Annotated in this window: 16 protein-coding genes and 1 riboswitch; of the genes, 8 read left to right on the top strand and 8 right to left on the bottom strand. The window is 68.6% G+C overall.

The window, feature by feature from the left end:
* Nucleotides 1-4: 4 nt before the first annotated feature.
* The 5 genes from CJ014_RS24255 (at nucleotide 5) to efeO (CJ014_RS24275) (ending at nucleotide 6,014) form a co-directional block, all read left to right on the top strand.
* On the top strand, nucleotides 5-1,486 hold the full coding sequence (locus tag CJ014_RS24255) for an HAL/PAL/TAL family ammonia-lyase (protein ID WP_100083088.1): 1,482 nt from the start codon (nucleotides 5-7) through the stop codon (nucleotides 1,484-1,486).
* Nucleotides 1,487-1,808: 322 nt separating this feature from the next.
* Nucleotides 1,809-2,654, top strand: coding sequence for an iron uptake transporter permease EfeU (efeU, locus tag CJ014_RS24260; RefSeq protein ID WP_100083089.1), 846 nt, complete (start codon nucleotides 1,809-1,811; stop codon nucleotides 2,652-2,654).
* Between the two features lie 2 nt (nucleotides 2,655-2,656).
* Nucleotides 2,657-3,847: an iron uptake system protein EfeO gene (efeO, locus tag CJ014_RS24265; RefSeq protein WP_100083090.1), complete on the top strand. Its 1,191-nt coding sequence runs from the start codon at nucleotides 2,657-2,659 to the stop codon at nucleotides 3,845-3,847.
* Nucleotides 3,848-3,852: 5 nt separating this feature from the next.
* Nucleotides 3,853-5,160 (top strand): iron uptake transporter deferrochelatase/peroxidase subunit, encoded by a 1,308-nt coding sequence (efeB, locus tag CJ014_RS24270; RefSeq protein WP_100083091.1) that lies wholly within the window; start codon nucleotides 3,853-3,855, stop codon nucleotides 5,158-5,160.
* A 35-nt stretch (nucleotides 5,161-5,195) separates the two neighbouring features.
* Entirely contained in the window at nucleotides 5,196-6,014 is an 819-nt protein-coding gene (gene efeO / locus CJ014_RS24275; RefSeq protein WP_100083092.1) for an iron uptake system protein EfeO, read from the top strand.
* A 64-nt stretch (nucleotides 6,015-6,078) separates the two neighbouring features.
* Here efeO (CJ014_RS24275) and ribH read toward each other — a convergent pair whose 3' ends face one another.
* From ribH to CJ014_RS24310, 7 genes are all read right to left on the bottom strand, one after another.
* Nucleotides 6,079-6,534, bottom strand: a complete 456-nt coding sequence (gene ribH / locus CJ014_RS24280; RefSeq protein WP_100083093.1) for a 6,7-dimethyl-8-ribityllumazine synthase — start codon at nucleotides 6,532-6,534, stop codon at nucleotides 6,079-6,081.
* A 7-nt stretch (nucleotides 6,535-6,541) separates the two neighbouring features.
* On the bottom strand, nucleotides 6,542-7,750 hold the full coding sequence (gene ribB, locus CJ014_RS24285) for a 3,4-dihydroxy-2-butanone-4-phosphate synthase (protein ID WP_100083094.1): 1,209 nt from the start codon (nucleotides 7,748-7,750) through the stop codon (nucleotides 6,542-6,544).
* Nucleotides 7,726-8,334, bottom strand: a complete 609-nt coding sequence (locus tag CJ014_RS24290; protein ID WP_100083095.1) for a riboflavin synthase — start codon at nucleotides 8,332-8,334, stop codon at nucleotides 7,726-7,728. Before CJ014_RS24290 ends, ribB begins: the two co-directional genes overlap by 25 nt.
* 7 nt (nucleotides 8,335-8,341) lie before the next feature.
* Nucleotides 8,342-9,343 carry a bifunctional diaminohydroxyphosphoribosylaminopyrimidine deaminase/5-amino-6-(5-phosphoribosylamino)uracil reductase RibD gene (ribD, locus tag CJ014_RS24295; RefSeq protein WP_100083096.1) on the bottom strand — a complete coding sequence of 334 codons (1,002 nt, stop codon included), beginning with the start codon at nucleotides 9,341-9,343 and terminating at the stop codon, nucleotides 8,342-8,344.
* A gap of 91 nt (nucleotides 9,344-9,434) precedes the next feature.
* A riboswitch (FMN riboswitch) is annotated at nucleotides 9,435-9,586 on the bottom strand.
* A gap of 114 nt (nucleotides 9,587-9,700) precedes the next feature.
* Nucleotides 9,701-10,663: an ABC transporter substrate-binding protein gene (locus CJ014_RS24300; RefSeq protein ID WP_100083097.1), complete on the bottom strand. Its 963-nt coding sequence runs from the start codon at nucleotides 10,661-10,663 to the stop codon at nucleotides 9,701-9,703.
* Entirely contained in the window at nucleotides 10,660-11,415 is a 756-nt protein-coding gene (locus tag CJ014_RS24305) for an ABC transporter ATP-binding protein (protein ID WP_100083098.1), read from the bottom strand. The genes CJ014_RS24300 and CJ014_RS24305 overlap by 4 nt, the downstream gene beginning before the upstream one ends.
* Nucleotides 11,408-12,181, bottom strand: coding sequence for an ABC transporter permease (locus CJ014_RS24310; RefSeq protein WP_100083099.1), 774 nt, complete (start codon nucleotides 12,179-12,181; stop codon nucleotides 11,408-11,410). Before CJ014_RS24310 ends, CJ014_RS24305 begins: the two co-directional genes overlap by 8 nt.
* A gap of 158 nt (nucleotides 12,182-12,339) precedes the next feature.
* On the opposite strand from CJ014_RS24310, the gene pabB reads away from it, so the two are divergent.
* Together pabB and CJ014_RS24320 are read left to right on the top strand one after the other, a co-directional pair.
* Nucleotides 12,340-13,755 (top strand): aminodeoxychorismate synthase component I, encoded by a 1,416-nt coding sequence (pabB, locus tag CJ014_RS24315; RefSeq protein WP_100083100.1) that lies wholly within the window; start codon nucleotides 12,340-12,342, stop codon nucleotides 13,753-13,755.
* On the top strand, nucleotides 13,752-14,360 hold the full coding sequence (locus CJ014_RS24320; RefSeq protein WP_100083101.1) for an anthranilate synthase component II: 609 nt from the start codon (nucleotides 13,752-13,754) through the stop codon (nucleotides 14,358-14,360). The genes pabB and CJ014_RS24320 overlap by 4 nt, the downstream gene beginning before the upstream one ends.
* A gap of 126 nt (nucleotides 14,361-14,486) precedes the next feature.
* Here CJ014_RS24320 and CJ014_RS24325 read toward each other — a convergent pair whose 3' ends face one another.
* On the bottom strand, nucleotides 14,487-15,986 hold the full coding sequence (locus tag CJ014_RS24325; RefSeq protein ID WP_100083102.1) for a CoA-acylating methylmalonate-semialdehyde dehydrogenase: 1,500 nt from the start codon (nucleotides 15,984-15,986) through the stop codon (nucleotides 14,487-14,489).
* Between the two features lie 120 nt (nucleotides 15,987-16,106).
* Here CJ014_RS24325 and CJ014_RS24330 point away from each other — a divergent pair, with 120 nt between their 5' ends.
* Complete coding sequence (locus tag CJ014_RS24330; protein WP_100083103.1) at nucleotides 16,107-16,997, top strand: LysR family transcriptional regulator; 891 nt, start codon at nucleotides 16,107-16,109, stop codon at nucleotides 16,995-16,997.
* Nucleotides 16,998-17,140: the final 143 nt, after the last annotated feature.

Raw genomic sequence — 17,140 nt, forward strand, 5'->3', positions numbered from 1 at the left:
CATCATGACCGATATCGTCGTCGATACCCATCTCGGCTGGCGCGACGTCGCCGCCGTTGCCGAGGGCGCGCGTCTTCGTCTTTCGGAGGCGGCCAAGCAGCGCATCAACAACGCCCGGGCGGTGGTCGAGGCGATCGTCGATCGCGGCATGCGCGCCTATGGCGTCAATACCGGCGTCGGCGCCCTCTGCGACGTGGTGGTGGACCGGCCGCTGCAACGACAGCTGTCGCACAACATCCTGATGAGCCATGCCACCGGCATCGGCGCGCCGCTCGGCGCCGTCGAGACGCGGGCGATCATGGCGACGGCGATCGGCAACTACGCGCTCGGCCATTCCGGCGTCAGGCTGGAGGTGGTCGAGGCGCTGGCTGAGCTGCTCAATGCGGATGTGACGCCGCTGGTGCCGGCCAAGGGATCGGTCGGCTATCTCAGCCACATGGCGCATATCGCCCTGGTGCTGATCGGCGCCGGCCGGGCGCGGGTGGAAGAGAAGATCGTCGCTGGCGCCGAGGCGCTCGCCGCGGCCGGCCTCGTTCCGCTGGAATTGGGCGCCAAGGAAGGGCTGTCGCTGGTCAACGGCATTCCCTGCGCCAGCGGGCTGGCGTCGCTGGCCCTGAAGCGGGCCGAGCGGGCGCTCGACTGGGCCGACGCCATCGCCGCGCTGACCATCGAGGCGCTGATGGGCAATCCGGCGGCCTTCGACGCGGCGGCGCTGTCGCTTCGGGCCTCGCCCTCCCTTCAGGCCGTCGGTGCCGGATTGCGCGACCGGCTTGCCGGCAGCGGCATCATCGCCGCCGGTGCCGGCCGCAAGACGCAGGACGCCCTGTCGCTGCGCGCCGTGCCGCACGTGCACGGGGCGGCGCGCGACGCCTTTGCCGCCGCCGCCGACGTGGTGTCGCGGGAGCTGTCGTCGGTGTCGGACAATCCGGCCATCGTCGGCACGCCGGAGGCGCCCGGCGTTCATTCGGAAGCGCACGCGGTCGGCGCCGCCATGGGCCTTGCCCTCGACCAGTTGGCGGTCGCCGTCGCCGAGGTGGCGGCGATGGCCGAGCGGCGCCTCGATCGCCTGGTCAACCCGCTGGTCAGCGGCTTGCCGGCTTTCCTCGCCGCCGACAGCGGCGTCAATTCCGGCTTCATGATCGCCCAGTACGCGGCGGTGTCGCTGGTCAACGAAAACCGGCGGCTGTCGCTACCGGCGAGCCTCGACGGCGGCATCACCTCGGCGCTGCAGGAGGACCACCTCAGCCATGCGACGCCGGCGTCGCTGAAGGCGCTGACGGTGATCGAAAACGCCGAGGCCGTCCTCGGCATCGAGCTTCTGGCCGCGGCGCAGGCGCATGAATTCCGCCGCGAGGGCCGGGCGGCCGGCACGGATCGTCTTTATCGCCAATTGCGCACCGTCGTTCCGTCCTATGCCGACGACCGTCCGCTTGCCGACGACATGGCCCTGGCGGCCGACCTCATCCGGGCCACAGCGCCGGCCTGAATTGTCCGCTCCACGGATTTCGCAACATGGGTCATCGATGAGCCAGGATAATGTTTTAAGTGAAGAAAATACATTAATATATTGAAATATATCTATTTATTTCATCTATTAAAGTGTTGAATCCACTGCCGCTGCTCGCTTCTTCGCGCAGTGATTCAAGATGGTCCGCAATGTGCTTCATGTTGTGAATCAGGTCGTTCCTCGCGGTGGGGTTGACTACGCAAATCTGCGAATGACTCGCAAAAACACTGATAGTGCTATTGACAGGCGCGCTTTAAATGTTGAAAGCAAGTGTCACCTTATTGATCGGCAGGAGGCCGAGGTGCTTGCGCCATTTCTCATCATGCTGCGCGAGGGCATAGAGGCCGCGCTGGTGACCGGGATCATCGCGAGCTACCTCAAGCAGACGGGGCGAGGCGCTTTCCTGCCGGTGGTCTGGGTCGGCGTGTTTCTCGCCGTGGCGCTGTCGCTGTTTGCCGGCGCCGCCCTGCAATTGATGACCGCCGAGTTTCCCCAGAAGGCGCAGGAGCTGTTCGAGGCGATCGTCGGCTTCGTGGCGGTGGTCGTGCTGGTCAGCATGGTGTTCTGGATGCGGCGCGCCGCCCGCTCGATCAAGGGCGAGTTGCACGGGGCGATCGACGCCGCCATGCAGGCGCCGAAGGGCGCCACCTGGGCGCTGATCGGCATGACCTTCTTCGCCGTCGGGCGCGAGGGACTCGAGTCGGTCTTTTTCCTGCTGGCGATTTTCCAGCAGAGCCCCGGCGCCGGCGCGCCGCTTGGCGCTCTCCTCGGCCTGCTGGTGGCGGTGGCGCTGGGCTACGCGCTCTATCGCGGCGGCATCCGCCTCGATCTCCGGCGCTTCTTCCGCTGGACGGGCGTCTTCATTCTGGTGGTCGCCGCCGGGCTCGCCGCGGCCAGCCTGCGCAGCCTGCATGAAGCGGGCGTCTGGAACCTCCTGCAGGCGCGCGTCTACGATCTGTCCGACACGCTGCCGGTGTCGAGCGTCCTCGGCACCGTTCTGTCCGGCGTGTTCAACTATCAGGAGGCGCCGACGCTGGGCGAGGCGGTGCTCTATGTCGTCTTCCTCGCGGTGACGCTGACGCTGTTCCTGAAACCCGAGCGGCCGGTGTCGTTCCGGCCGGCCGCCGCCGGGACCGAGAAGGGGTAAGGATGTCTTCGCCTGATCCGCAACGCGCCGGCGTGCCGTCGTCGCGACTGATGACCGTTGCCCTCGTCGGGGCGGCCGTGCTGGCGCTTGCCGGCGGCGGCGCCTTCTACTTCGCCTCGCAGAAGGCCGCCCGGCCGGTCGAGGCCGGCGCCATCGCCGTCCGCGTCGGCGCCAAGAGTTGCGAGCCGATGGACCTGACGGTGCCGGCCGGCCGCAACGTGTTCGAGATCGAGAACGCGTCCGACCGGCCGATCGAATGGGAGATTCTCGACGGCGTCATGGTGGTGGAGGAGCGCGAGAACATCGCCCCCGGCTTCAAATCGCAGCTCACCGCGCGCCTCAAGCCCGGCACCTACGACATCACCTGCGGCCTCTTGTCCAACCCGCGCGGCAAGCTGACGGTGACCGCCTCGGCGCATTCGGAGGCGGAGAGGGCGAAGCCGCCGCTCAAGGCCTTCATCGGCCCGCTGTCCGAGTACAAGGTCTATCTCGCCCTGCAATCGGGCCAGATGAGCCAGGCGACCCAGGCGCTCGCGACGGCGGTGGATTCCGGCGACCTCGCGGCGGCCAGGACCGCCTATGCCGCCGCCCGGATCGCCTACCGGCACGTGGAAGCGGTGAGCGGCCGCATCGCCGACATCGAGAACGCCATCGATCCGATCGCCGCCTATCTCGCCGGCCGCGAGCAGGATCCGGCCTTCACCGGCTTCCACCGCATCGAATTCGGCCTGTGGCACGAGAACTCGGCGGCCGGCCTCAAGCCGGTCGCCGACAAGCTGGCCGCCGACGCGGCGGCGCTGCGCGACCGGCTCAAGGCGTTGAAATTCGAGCCGGCCGACCTCGCCGGCAATGCGTCGCGCGAGGCGCGGCGGCTGGCCGAGGGGCCGATCGTGTCCGGCGACAGCCTCTATGCCGGCGACGACCTTAGTGAATTCGCCGCCGCCGTCGACGGGCTCGAAAAGCCGGTGTCGCTGCTGCTGCCGCTGGCCGGCGAGGCATCGCCCGACACGGCCAAGGCGGTGACCGACGCCTTCGCGGCGACGAGGGCCGAAATCGGCAAGCTCGGCGGGCCGGGCTCCGCGCCCGTCGCCTATTCCGAAGTGCCGCCGGATGCCCGCAAGGCCCTCGCCGCCGCTTTCGTCGCGCTCGCCGATGCCGTCGACCGGATCAATCCGGCGCTCGGCCTGGAGTGAACACCATGCTCGACCCGAAAGATCTCCGGCGCTCCTCGCCCTCTCTCGACCGCCGCCGGCTGCTCAAGGGGCTCGGCGTCACGGCGTTCGGCGGCTCGTTCGCCGGCGTCGCCCGTGCCGAGACCGAGCATCATTCGGTCGCCGATGCGCCGGTCGCCAACGCGGCAAGTCCGCTCGACAGCGTTCCCTACCTCGGCATCCATCAGGCCGGCATCGTCAACGCGCGCCCGGCCAACGGCATGGTGGCGAGCTTCGACGTGCTGGCCAAGGATGCGGGCGAGCTCGAGACGCTGTTCCGCCTGCTGACGGCGCGCATCGCCTTCCTGACCGTCGGCGGCCCGGTGCCGGTGCTCGATCCAAAGCTGCCGCCGGCCGATTCCGGCCTGCTGGGGCCGACGGTGCGGCCCGACAACCTGACGATCACCATATCGCTCGGCGCCTCGCTGTTCGACGACCGGCCGTGGCTTGCGCCGCTGAAGCCGAAGCATCTTCAGCGGATGACGCGCTTTCCCAACGACGCGCTCGACGCCGACATCTGCCACGGCGATCTCACCATACAGATCTGCGCCAATACGCAGGATACGACGATCCATGCGCTCCGCGACATCATCAAGGCATCGAGCAGCCAGATGATCCTGAAGTGGAAGCAGGAAGGCAACGTGCCGGTGATCACGCCGGGGTCGGACGGCCGCGCCGAAAGCGCCCGCAACTTCCTCGGCTTCCGCGACGGCTCGGCCAATCCGAACTCCTCGGACGGCGCGGAAATGGACCGCGTGGTCTGGGTGGGGCCGGAGGACGGCGAGCCGGCCTGGGCGGTCGGCGGCAGCTATCAGGCGGTGCGCATCATCCGCAATTTCGTCGAACGCTGGGACCGCACGCCGTTCGGCGAGCAGGAGCGGATCATCGGCCGCACCAAGATTTCCGGCGCGCCGCTCGACCGGCGGGACGGCAGCGAGTTCGACGTGCCCGACTATGCCGGCGATCCCGAGGGCAAGGCGACGCCCCACGACGCCCATATCCGCCTCGCCAACGCCCGCGACGCGGCGGCGAGCACCAATACCATCCTGCGGCGGCCGTTCAACTACTCGAACGGCGTCACCCGCTCCGGCCAGCTCGACCAGGGCCTGTTGTTCATCTGCTACCAGGCCGACCTCGAACGGGGCTTCCTCACCGTGCAGCAAAAGCTCAACGGCGAGCCGCTGGAGGAATACATCAAGCCGGTCGGCGGCGGCTATTTCTACACGCTTCCCGGAATTCGCGACGCCGCCGACTATGTCGGCAGCCCGCTGATCGCCGCTGTCCGCGGTGCCTGATCCCGCATTCATTTTCATGAAGGGAGACTGAAAACATGCGTATTTCCAGCTTCGCCAGCGCTTCGGCGCTGGCGCTCATCCTTTCGTCCGGCGCCTTCGCCCAGGAGGCCAGCCTCGACCTCGTCGAGCCGATCGCCGACTACAAGATCTACGTTTCGGAAAACGTCGCCAAGCTGGTAGAGGACACCACCGCGTTTGTCGCCGCCGTCAAGGCCGGCGAGGTGGACAAGGCCAAGGAGCTGTTCGCGCCGACCCGCATCTCCTACGAGGCGATCGAGCCGATCGCCGAGCTGTTCTCCGACCTCGACGTCGCCATCGACTCGCGCGCCGATGACTACGAGAAGGCCGAGGCCGATCCGGAATTCCCCGGCTTCCACCGCATCGAATACGGCCTGTGGGAGAAGAACTCCACCGAGGGTCTCGAACCGGTGGCCGACAAGCTGCTCGCCGACGTCAAGGAACTCGAGGGCCGCATCGCCTCGCTGACCTTCCCGCCGGAGAAGGTGGTGGGCGGCGCCGCCGTGCTGATGGAAGAAGTGGCGGCCACCAAGATTTCCGGCGAGGAAGACCGCTACAGCCACACCGACCTCTGGGACTTCCGCGGCAACTTCGACGGCGCCCGCAAGATCGTCGAGCTGGTGCGGCCGCTGATCGCCGACAAGGAAGCCGACTTCCTGAAGACGGTGGACGCCAATTTCGACACCGTCGACACGACGCTGGCCAAGTACAAGGACGGCGACGGCTACGTCACCTACGACAAGCTCACCGAGGACGATCGCAAGGTGCTGGCGGCGGCGGTCAACACGCTCGCCGAGGACCTGTCGACTTTGCGCGGCAAGCTCGGCCTTGACTGAGGCTTTAATTCGAAGACCGACGAAGGCGGCGGTCCGCAAGGGCCGCCGCCTTCGTTTTGGGTAATTATCCGGCGTTGATCTTCGCGATCGTCGCCAGCGCCTCGACGCAGGCGGCGGCGGCTTCGCGACCCTTGTTGGCGGCGTCGTCGCGGCTGCGGACGAGCGCCTGCTCGTCGGTGTAGGTGGTCAGGATGCCGAAGGTGACCGGCACGCCGGTGGCGAGCGTCGCCTGCATCAGCCCGGTGGCGGCGCCGAGGCTGATGAACTCGAAATGCGCCGTGTCGCCCTTGATGACGCAGCCGAGGCAGATCACGCCGGCGTAGCGGCCGCTCCTGGCCAGCGTCTGGGCGAGCAGCGGGATCTCGAAGGCGCCGGGCGCCGAGAAGACGTCGGCATCGACAAGCGGCACGCCGCGTTCGTCGAGCTCACGGCGGGCGCCGGCGAGCAGGCCGCCCGTCACCTCCGGGTTGAACTGGCTGACGACGACGGCAAGGCGCGGCGGGGTGGGGGAAGCTGTCATTGTCTCCTCAGGAGTCGTGCTGGCAAAGGCTGTGGCCGAAGCGCTCGCCCTTGGTGGCGAGGTAGCGGCGGTTGAAGGGATTGGGCGGGATGACCAGCGGCACCCGTCCGGCCACGTCGAGGCCGTAGCCGGCGAGCGCGTCGGCCTTGGCCGGGTTGTTGGAGAGCAGGCGCAGGCGATCGATGCCGAGCGCCTTCAGGATCTGCGCGGCGATGCCGTAATGGCGGGCGTCGGCCGGCAGGCCGAGGGCAGTGTTGGCGTCGAGCGTGTCGAGGCCGCCGTCCTGCAGCGCGTAGGCGCGGATCTTGTTGGCAAGGCCGATGCCGCGTCCCTCCTGGCCGCGCAGGTAGATCACCACGCCGCCCTCGGGATCCTCGGAGATCAGCCGCTGCGCCTCGTGGAGCTGCGGCCCGCAGTCGCAGCGGAGCGAGCCGAGCGCATCGCCGGTCAGGCATTCGGAATGGACGCGGACGAGCGGCGTCTTGCCGAAGGGGCGGCGCACGATGGCGAGATGCTCGCCGCCGTCGATCAGGCTGCGGAAGGCGTGGACGCGCAGCACACCGTCGGCATAGGCCGTCGGCAGGTCGGCGCTCGCCACCTCCTCGACCAGCCGCTCGGTCGCCCAGCGGTATTCGATCAATTCGGCGATGGTCAGCACGGGGATGTCGTGCTCTTTCGCGAAGCGGTCGAGTTCCGGCCGGCGGGCCATATGGCCGCTGTCGCCCATCACCTCGCAGATGACGGCGGCCGGCTTGAGCCCGGCAAGACGGACGAGGTCGATCGCCCCCTCGGTATGGCCGTTGCGGGCGAGCACGCCGCCCTCGGCCGCCCGAAGCGGGAAGACGTGGCCGGGCGAGACGATGGCGCCGGGCGCCACCGCGGGATCGGCGGCGACGGAAATGGTGCGCGCCCGGTCATAGGCCGATATGCCGGTGGTGATGCCCTCGCGCGCCTCGATGGAGACGGTGAAGGCGGTGGAGCGGCGGGCGCGGTTCATCGCCACCATCGGGCTGAGGCCGAGCCGGTCGATCTGTTCGCCGGTCAGCGTCAGGCAGATCAGGCCGCAGGCCTTCCTGGCCATGAAGGCGATGGCCTCGGGGGTGGCGAACTCGGCGGCGACCACCAGGTCGCCCTCGTTCTCCCGGTCCTCGTCATCGACGAGCAGGACCATGCCGCCGGCCTTCAGGCGGTTCAGAGCGCGGGATAGGGCTTGCATAGGGCCTCCACATATTTGGCGATGACGTCGACCTCGACATTGATCTCGTCGCCGAGCGCGGCGGCCGACAGGTTGGTGTTGTCCCAGGTGTGCGGGATGATGGTGATGCCGATGCGGGCGCCGTCCGGTCCCGGCTCGATGCTGTTGATGGTCAGGCTGATGCCGTTGAGCGAGATCGAGCCCTTCTCGACGCAGTAGCGGGCGAGCGCGGTGGGCAGGTCGAATTCGAGGCGGCGGGCGTCGCTGTCGGGCGTCACGGCGACCAGCGCCGCCTTGCCGTCGACATGGCCCTGCACCATGTGGCCGGACAGGCGATCGGCGAGCGCCACCGAGCGTTCGAGGTTGACCACCGAGCCGGTTATCAGCCGGCCGAGGTTGGAGCGGGCCAGCGTTTCCGGCGACAGGAAGAAGCGGGCGGTGCCGGCTTCGTCCATCTCGGTCACGGTGAGGCAGACGCCGTTGACGGCGATGCTTTCGCCGAGTTCGAGATCGAACCAGCCGGTGGGGATGGTCACCACCAGCGAGCCGCCGGTGGCCTCGGCCGTCCGGACCGCGACGGTCCGGGCAATGATGCCGGAAAACATGGGATTTTCAGCCTTTCCTGTCATGGTTTCTTGAAATGGTGATGTGGTCGGCGACGCCGTCTCCGACCTTCTTGATGACGATGTGCTCGTCCCAGAGGTCGGTGGCGAGGATGGCGGCGGCCAGCGTCGGCCCCGCCTCGACCAGCACCTCGTGGACGTCCTGTTCGCCGAGGCGGGCGAGCGCCTCGCCGATATCGACGAACAGCATCGGCCGCAGGCCGCGCCGCGCCGCCTCGGTGAGATAGTCGGACGGCACGCGGCCCTCGCGGTCGAGGATGGCGAGGATGCGGCTCTTGCCCGGATGATCGGGGAGACGGCGGACGGTGAATTCCGGGTTGTCGGCCAGGATGGTGCCGGTGCCGGTGAGGATGGCGTCGGCGCGGCGGCGCAGGCGGTGGGCGAGCGTCAGGGAGGTTTCCGAGGTGAAGGTGCGCTGGCCGGCCGGCGGGATCATCGAGCCGGTTTCGTCGAGCGCCTGCTTGATGGTGACGAAGGGCAGACCGGTCGTCACCCACTTGACGAAGGGCGCGACGAGGCGCTCGGCGTCGGCGGCGAGGCGGGCGGCATCCGGATGGTCGAGCTCGGCAAGGAAACGGACCGAGAGGCCGGCCGCCGTGAGGCGGGCCGCGCCGCCGCCCTCGACGCGCGGATTGGGATCGGTCTCGGCGATCCACACCTCGCGGGCCGGCGTCGACAGGATCGCCTCGGCGCAGGGCGGCGTGCGGCCGTGGTGGTTGCAGGGCTCCAGCGTGACGACGACGGTGTGGATGCGATCGACGGTGCCGGCCGCCCGGCAGGCGGCGATGGCGCGCGCCTCGGCGTGGAGGTCGCCGGCCTTGCGATGCGCCTCGACGGCGAGCGTCTCGCCGGACGCATCGAGGAGAGCACAGCCGACCGGCGGATTGGGCGAGGTGGCGCCGGCATGGTCGGCCGCGGCGGCGATGGCGCGCGCAAAGGCATCGGCGATGACGCCAGCGGGCAGGGGAGTTCTGTCGTATGGTGCGCCCATGCGGTCCTCTCGATCCATCGATCGAACGCATCGGGGCGCAAGCAGACGCAAAGCTGCACGCCTCCGGACAGGAGGACGCGCGCGTGGCGTCGGCCGTTCTCTACCATCCGGACTATACCGTCGGCCCCGGAATCACACCGGGTCTGCTGACCCCGCTCCCGAAAGGGAACGAGCGCTCGCGGGCTGACGCGCTTTCGCGCGATTACCGCCGGTGGGGAATTTCACCCCGCCCCGAGAACGTTCACCGCCATCAAAGGCGGCACCGAGAACAATAGGCAGGACGATCGGGTCCTGCAAGATCGGATCATCTACGAAGCGCGCCGCGCACGCGATCGTGTTCGGCGCGCTCCGCCGGCATCACTTCGCCGCAAAGGCGACGGGCGCGACGAGATCCTTGCGGATGTCGATCGCCCGGTCCTTCGGCAGCATGCCGTTGTCGATCATGAAGGTCTGGTCGGCTTGGAGATTGGCGATGTCGGCGTCGGTCAGCGTCGGCGTGAAGTCGTAGAGCGGCAACTGCGCCTTGGCATCGTCGATCGAGATCTTCTGCTCGTCGGCGGCGATCTTCAGCGCCTCGTCGGGCCTTTCCGCCATGAAGTCGAGCGACGTGCGGTGGGCGGCGAGATAGGCGTCGACGAGATCGGGATGCGCGTCGATGAACGTGCCGGATGCGGCGATCACCGTGGTCGGATGGATGAGGCCGTCGCCGGTGACGAGCGTCTTGCCGCCGGCCTTCTCGACGGCGATGGCGTTGTTGCCGGCCAGCGTCGCCACGTCGATGTCGCCGGAGATGAGCGCGGCGCGGGCGGCCGGCAGATCCATGTTGATGTAGTCGACATCATTGATGGTGAGGCCGGTGGACGCGAGGGCGGCAGCCAGGAGCTGGTGCAGCGTCGTACCCTTGGGGCCGGCGATTTTCTTGCCCTTGAGATCGGCGAGCGTCGCCGGGCCATCCGCACGGGTCATCAGCGCGAAGGCCTTGGGCGAGCGCGAGTAGACGGCGATGATGCGGACGTCGACGCCGTTGGCCTTGGCGAGGATGGCCGAGGCGCCGCCCAGCACCGAGGCGACGTCGATGGCGCCGGCGGCGATGGCCTCGGTCTGCTTGGCACCGGAGGTGATTTCCGGGCGTTCGATCTTGATGCCCCTGGCGCCGAAGTCGGCTTCGAGAATGCCCTCGTGCTTCTCGACGATCGACGGCACGTTGAACGGCGCCGTGACGTAGGTGACGCGCAGCGTCTCGGGATCGGCAGCGAGAGCGGACGACAGGGTGCCGGCGACGAATGCGGCGGCGAGCGCGAGGCGGGTGAACGATTTCATGGTTTCCTCCTTGAACAGACCTGTGGATTGAACGGATCGGCACCGCCGACGAGGCGGGCGAGAATGCGGCGGCGGAGGTCGACCACGGCCGGGTCGGTGGCTTCGCGCGGAAACGGCAGGTCGACAGCAACGCGCCCGACGACGCGGCCGGCTTCCATCTCGACGACGCTCTCGCCGAGCAGCACGGCCTCTTCGACGTCATGGGTGACCAGCACCACGGTGGAGCGGCGGCGACGCCAGATATCGACGAGGACGCGTTGCAGGCTGCGGCGGGTGAAGGCGTCGAGGGCCGAGAAGGGCTCGTCGAGAAGCAGGATGTCGGGTCGCTGGGCCAGGGCGCGGGCGATGGCGACGCGTTGGGCCATGCCGCCGGAAAGCTGGGCGGGCAGGGCGCGCCGCGCGTCGGTGAGGCCGACCAGCGTCAGCGCCTCGTCGACGCGGGCGGCGATCTCGGCGCGGCCAAGCCGGCCCTTCAGCGGAAAGGCGACGTTGGCGGCGGCGTCGAGCCAGGGCATCAGCCGCGCTTCCTGGAAGACGACGCCGATGCTGCGGGCGGCGTCGCGCCGCACCTCGCCCGAGCTCGGATCGGTGAGACCGGCGAGGAGACGGAGGAGGGTGGTCTTGCCGCAGCCGGAGCGGCCGACGACGGTGGTGATCGAACCGGCGGGAAAGCGCTCGCTCACGCCGTCGAGGGCGCGGACGGCGCGGCCGGCGACGTCGTACTGGCGGCTCGCGTCGATCAGCTCAAGCACGGGCGGCCTCCAGGTCGGCTGAGAGCCAGGGGAAGGCGCGGGTGACGGCGAGGCGGAGCACGAGGTCGGACAGAAGGCCGATGGCGCCGATCACCAGGATGCCGGCGAGCACGATGTCGGTGCGGGCGAGGTTCTCGGCGTCGATGATCATGTAGCCGAGGCCGGCCGACGAGGCGATCAGCTCGGCGCCGACCAGCGCCCGCCAACTGTAGCCGAGACTGATGCGGAGCCCGACCACCAGTTCCGGCAGCGCCGACGGCAGGACGATGCGTGTCAGGATGTCGCGGCGCGTCAGGCCGGCGACGCGGCCGACCTCGATCAGCTTCGGGTCGACGCCGGCAATGCCGCCGCGAAAGCCGAGGAATACCGGGAAGAAGGAGGCGAGCACGATGATGCCGAGCTTCTGCGCCTCGCCGATGCCGAGCCAGAGGATCAGCAGCGGGATCAGGGCCAGCGGCGGCACCTGGCGGACGAATTCGAGCAGCGGGTCGAGCACGACGCGGGCCGGCCGGCTCGCCGACAGCAGCACGGCGAGCGGCAGCGCCAGCGCCACCGACAGCGCAAAGCCGAGAAGCACGCGCTGGAGGCTGATCAGCGTATGCTTCAGAAGGGCGCCGGAGGCCGCGAGATCGGACAGCGCGGCGGCGACCGTCGACGGCGCCGGCAGCAGATAGGCATTGGTCCATCCCGCCCGGCCGGCCAGCCACCAGATCAGGGCGACGCTGGCGAAGACGGCGGTGGGAGCGAGGAGGCGGCGGGCTGGCATGGCTGCTGTTATACGTCCGAAGTCGACGCTGTCGAGCGTTATGGGGAAATGTTGAGAATGCAAATCATAAATGGTTTCAACTGCTTGCGCTACGCGTTATACCGTATCCGTCCTTCTCTGTTATGGTGCGCGGCCGAAGGAGCCGATAGGGACGTTTGATGATCGTCACCGCCTTCGATTGTCCGGATCCGATGGCCATTGCCGGGCGTTTTCGCCCGCTGCCGCGCTTTGTTTTTCTCGACAGTGCGCTGGTCGACGCGTCACTGGGCCGCCATGCCTTTCTCGCGGCCGATCCTTTCGGCACCCTCCGCGTTGCCGGCGGGCGAACGTTCTGGAACGGCGAGGAGATCGTTCCGCAACCGGATGACCCTCGGTCGCCGGGGCGGCGGGCGCTGGCCGAGCTTACGCGCCGGCTGGCGCTCTACCGGCAGGAGCCGGTGGCCGGGCTGCCGCCGTTGCAGGCCGGCGCCATCGGCCATGTCGCCTACGAATTCGGCCGTCTTCTGGAGCGCCTGCCGTCGGCGCCGGCCCCGACCGACGGCATCGCCGAACTGGAGATGCATTTCTACGACGTGGTCGTCGCCTGCGATCTTGCCGCCGGCCGCGCCTTTCTCGTCTCCAGCGGCTGGCCGGAACCGCAGGCGGACAAGCGGCAGAAGCGGGCGCGGCAGCGGGCCGAGCAGTTCATGGCGCTGATCGAAGGGCCGGCGCCGGCCGAGGAACCGTTCGCCGGCCTCGGCGACCCGGCGTTCAGGGCCAGTCTCGACCGGGCCGGCTACGAGGCGGCGGTGGCGCGAGCCCGCGACTACATCCTGGCCGGCGACATCTTCCAGGCCAACATCGCCCGCCGCTTGGAGATCGGCCTGCCGGCCGGCTTCGACGCCTGGGGCTATTACCGGGCGCTGCGCGCCGCCAATCCGGCCCCCTTCGCCGCTTTCCTCGACCATGGCGGCGTGCAGATCGCCTCGTCGTCGCCGGAGCGGCTGATCGACGTGCGCGGCCGCAATGTCGAAACGCGGCCGATCAAGGGCACGGCGCCGCGCGCCGCCGATCCCGTCGAGGACGCCGCCCGGGCAGCGGCGCTCGCCGCCTCGGAAAAGGACCGGGCGGAGAACGTGATGATCGTCGATCTCCTGCGTTCCGATCTCTCCGCCGTCTGCAAGCCGCACACGGTGAAGGTGTCCAGCCTCTGCGCCGTCGAGACCTATGCCTCTCTGCACCACCTGGTGTCGACGGTGGCCGGCGAGCTTGCCGACGGCCTGACGGCGGTCGACGCGCTCGCCGCCGTGTTTCCCGGCGGATCGATCACCGGCGCGCCGAAAATCCGCGCCATGGAGATCATCGCCGAGCTGGAGAAGGTGCCGCGCGATATTTATTGCGGAACGATCGGCTATCTCGGCTTCGACGGCTCGGCCGACTTCAACATCGCCATCCGCACGACGACGTTTGCCGGCGGCCGGGCGTCGCTCGGCGCCGGCGGCGGCATCACCCTGTTGTCCGATCCGGCGGCCGAGTTCGACGAGGCCGAGTTGAAGGCGCGGCGGCTCATCGATGCTTTCCGGAGGCCGGCATGATCGTCGTGCTCGACAACTACGACAGCTTCGTCGGCAACGTCGCCCGCTACCTTGCCGAACTCGGCGAGGAGGTGACGGTGCTGCGCAACGACGCGGTCGATGTGGCGGGCCTTGCGGCGCTCGGCGCCGAGGCGCTGGTCATCAGCCCCGGCCCCTGCGGCCCCGGCGAGGCGGGCGTTTCCACCGAGGCGATCAGGGCGTTTTCCGGCCGGCTGCCGATCCTCGGCATCTGCCTCGGCCACCAGTGCATCGGCGCCGCCTTCGAGGCGCGGATCGCCAGGGCGCGCGAACCGATGCACGGCCGGTCATCGCCGGTCGTCCACGGCGGAACCGGCCTGTTCGCCGGACTGCCGAGCCCGCTCCGCGTCGGGCGCTATCACTCGCTGGCCGTCGACGAGACGGAGGGCGTGCCGCTCCGCGTCACGGCGCGGGCCGAGAGCGGCGACGTCATGGCCATCGCGCATGTGGAACATCCGACCTTCGGCGTGCAGTTCCACCCGGAAAGCGTGCTCACCGAAGGCGGCTATCGGCTGTTCGCCAATTTTTTGAGTAACCTGCCTGGACGAGAAGGTCGGTTCGCCGCTGCCCCTCTCAGCCCTTTGTGATAGCAATTCGCGAAGATGCTGACGCATCCGCTCATTGAAGCCATTGCCGATTTCTCATCTGCATCATGGGCATGAGAAATCGGCAAGAGGAATACCAACAGGCATTTTCAATGCCTCTCGATATGATCACTCCATGGTCGGCATGATGAAGTCGGCGCCGGCGCGGATGCCGGCCGGCCAGCGGCTCGTCACCGTCTTGAGGCGGGTGTAGAAGCGCACGCCTTCCGAGCCGTGCATGTGATGGTCGCCGAACAGCGACGCCTTCCAGCCGCCGAAGGAATGGAAGGCCATCGGCACGGGGATCGGCACGTTGACGCCCACCATGCCGGCCTGGATGCGGGTGGTGAACTCGCGCGCGCTGTCGCCGTCGCGGGTGAAGATGGCGGCGCCGTTGCCGAACTCGTGCTCGTTGATCAGGCGGACGGCGGCGTCGAAATCGTCGACGCGGACGATGCCGAGCACCGGCCCGAAGATCTCCTCGCGATAGATCTTCATGTCCGGCGTCACGTTGTCGAACAGCGTGGCGCCGATGAAATAGCCGTTTTCGCCGCCGGGGCTGACGAAGCTGCGACCGTCGAGCACCAGCGAGGCGCCCTCGGCGACGCCGCTGTCGACGTAGCCGCGCACCTTTTCGAGATGCGGCTTCGACACCAGCGGCCCCATCTCCGACGCCTTGTCGGTGCCGGCGCCGATGACCAGCTTTTCGGCCCGTTCGGTGAGCTTTTGCACCAGGGCATCGGCGGTGGCCTTGCCGATCGGCAGGGCGATGGAAATGGCCATGCAGCGCTCGCCGGCCGAGCCGTAGGCGGCGCCCATCAGGGCATCGGCCGCCTGGTCGAGGTCGGCGTCGGGCATGATCACCATGTGGTTCTTGGCGCCGCCGAGCGCCTGGCAGCGCTTGCCGTTCTTGGTCGCCGTTTCATAGATATAGCGGGCGACCGGCGTCGAGCCGACGAAGCTGACGGCGGCGACGTCGCGGTCGTGGAGCAGGGCGTCGACGGCGACCTTGTCGCCGTGCACCACCTGGAAGACGCCCTTGGGAAGACCCGCCTCGGTCAGCCAGTCGGCGATCAGCAGCGAAGCGCCGGGGCAGCGCTCCGACGGCTTCAGGATGAAGGCGTTGCCGCAGGCGAGCGCCACCGGGAACATCCACATCGGCACCATGACCGGGAAGTTGAACGGCGTGATGCCGGCGACGACGCCGAGCGGCTGGCGCAGCGAGTGACTGTCGACGCCGGTGCCGACGTTTTCCGAGAACTCGCCCTTCAGGAGTTCCGGCGCGGCGATGGCGAATTCCACCACCTCGATGCCGCGCTGGATCTCGCCGCGCGCGTCGCTCAGCACCTTGCCGTGCTCGGCGGTGATGACGGCGGCGAGTTCGCCGGCGCGCTGTTCGAGAATGCCGAGGAAGCGGTTGAGAATGCGGGCGCGACGCAGCGGCGTGGTTGCCGCCCAGCTCGGCTGGGCCGCCTTGGCGATCTCGACGGCCGCCCGCACTTCCGCCTCGCTGGCCAGCGCGACGCGTCCCGTCTCGGCGCCGGTGGCCGGGTTGAACACCGGGGCCGAGCGGCCCGAGCTCGACGAAACCTGCCGGCCGTCGATGAAGTGTCCAATGGTTGTCGTCATTTCACTTATTTCCTTATGGTTGAGTCCGCGTGTCGTGCGCGCTTGAGGCGATAAAATACCGGATGGCCGTTGCGCGGCAATATGCTGGCGAGGAAAACTGTTGTGCATTAATGTGCAGGCATGGACTGGGACCACTTTCGCGTATTCCTTGCCGTGGCGCGCGACGGCCAGCTATCGGCCGCCGCCCGCCGGCTCGGCGTCAATCACACGACGGTGGCGCGCCGTCTCGACGCGTTGGAAGCCCAGCTCGGCGCGGCGCTGTTCGAGCGGCGGCCGACCGGCTGCGTGCTGACCGAGGCCGGGGAACGGCTGATCCCGCTGGCCGAGCGCATCGAGATCGAGACGCGCGCCGCGGCGGCAGCGGTCTCCTCGGGGGAGGCGGAGATTTCCGGCACGGTGCGCGTCGGCGCGCCCGACGGGCTCGGCAACAGCTTTCTCGCCCGCGAACTGGGGGTGTTCGCCGAGCAATATCCGGGCATCACGGTGGAGCTGGTGCCGCTGCCGGTGAAGTTCTCGGTGTCGCGGCGCGAGGCCGATCTCGTCGTCGAGCTGTCGCGGCCGACCACCGGCCGCCTCGTCGCCACCCGGCTGGTCGACTATACGCTCGGCGTCTACGCGGCGGAGAGCTATCTCGCCAACCATGGCCGGCCGCTCGGCCTCGACGACCTCGCCGGCCATCGTCTCGTCACTGGCATCGACGACTACACCTTCTCGTCGGCGCTCGATTATGCGGCGACGTTGCAGGCCTATTCGAAACGCCTCTATCGCTGCGCCGGCGCCACCAGCCAGTTCGAGGCGATCTGCGCCGGGGCCGGCATCGGCGTGCTGCACGACTTCATGGCGCTCGACACGGCCGGCCTTGTTCGCGTCCTGCCGGAGGTGAGCTTTTCCCGCACCTACTGGCTGGTCGGCCACCCGGGCGCCACGTCGATCGCCGCCATCGCCGCCTGCCGCCGCTTCCTGGTGGAGACGTTCCGGCGGCAGCGCCGGCATTTCCAGCCGGCGGCCTAGAGTGGCGGGGGCCCGGATATATTCCGGGCTGCACTCCGAAAACCGGCGTCCGCTTTTCGGCCCGATGCTCCAGGCCAAGGCATCATCGTCTCCCGGAAATGCCGGAGCCGGAAGAGATTTCCAATAAAATCGACGGTTATGGA

It is taken from the genome of Pleomorphomonas carboxyditropha (assembly GCF_002770725.1).
Classification (GTDB): Bacteria; Pseudomonadota; Alphaproteobacteria; order Rhizobiales; family Pleomorphomonadaceae; genus Pleomorphomonas; species Pleomorphomonas carboxyditropha.

Excerpts from the sequence above, each read along its gene's own strand:
- CJ014_RS24255 (WP_100083088.1), top strand. The coding sequence starts at position 5 with ATGACCGATATCGTCGTCGATACCCATCTCGGCTGGCGCGACGTCGCC.
- efeO (WP_100083090.1), top strand. The coding sequence starts at position 2,657 with ATGTCTTCGCCTGATCCGCAACGCGCCGGCGTGCCGTCGTCGCGACTG.
- efeB (WP_100083091.1), top strand. The coding sequence starts at position 3,853 with ATGCTCGACCCGAAAGATCTCCGGCGCTCCTCGCCCTCTCTCGACCGC.
- efeO (WP_100083092.1), top strand. The coding sequence starts at position 5,196 with ATGCGTATTTCCAGCTTCGCCAGCGCTTCGGCGCTGGCGCTCATCCTT.
- ribH (WP_100083093.1), bottom strand. The coding sequence starts at position 6,534 with ATGACAGCTTCCCCCACCCCGCCGCGCCTTGCCGTCGTCGTCAGCCAG.
- ribB (WP_100083094.1), bottom strand. The coding sequence starts at position 7,750 with ATGCAAGCCCTATCCCGCGCTCTGAACCGCCTGAAGGCCGGCGGCATG.
- CJ014_RS24290 (WP_100083095.1), bottom strand. The coding sequence starts at position 8,334 with ATGTTTTCCGGCATCATTGCCCGGACCGTCGCGGTCCGGACGGCCGAG.
- ribD (WP_100083096.1), bottom strand. The coding sequence starts at position 9,343 with ATGGGCGCACCATACGACAGAACTCCCCTGCCCGCTGGCGTCATCGCC.
- CJ014_RS24300 (WP_100083097.1), bottom strand. The coding sequence starts at position 10,663 with ATGAAATCGTTCACCCGCCTCGCGCTCGCCGCCGCATTCGTCGCCGGC.
- CJ014_RS24310 (WP_100083099.1), bottom strand. The coding sequence starts at position 12,181 with ATGCCAGCCCGCCGCCTCCTCGCTCCCACCGCCGTCTTCGCCAGCGTC.
- pabB (WP_100083100.1), top strand. The coding sequence starts at position 12,340 with ATGATCGTCACCGCCTTCGATTGTCCGGATCCGATGGCCATTGCCGGG.
- CJ014_RS24320 (WP_100083101.1), top strand. The coding sequence starts at position 13,752 with ATGATCGTCGTGCTCGACAACTACGACAGCTTCGTCGGCAACGTCGCC.
- CJ014_RS24325 (WP_100083102.1), bottom strand. The coding sequence starts at position 15,986 with ATGACGACAACCATTGGACACTTCATCGACGGCCGGCAGGTTTCGTCG.
- CJ014_RS24330 (WP_100083103.1), top strand. The coding sequence starts at position 16,107 with ATGGACTGGGACCACTTTCGCGTATTCCTTGCCGTGGCGCGCGACGGC.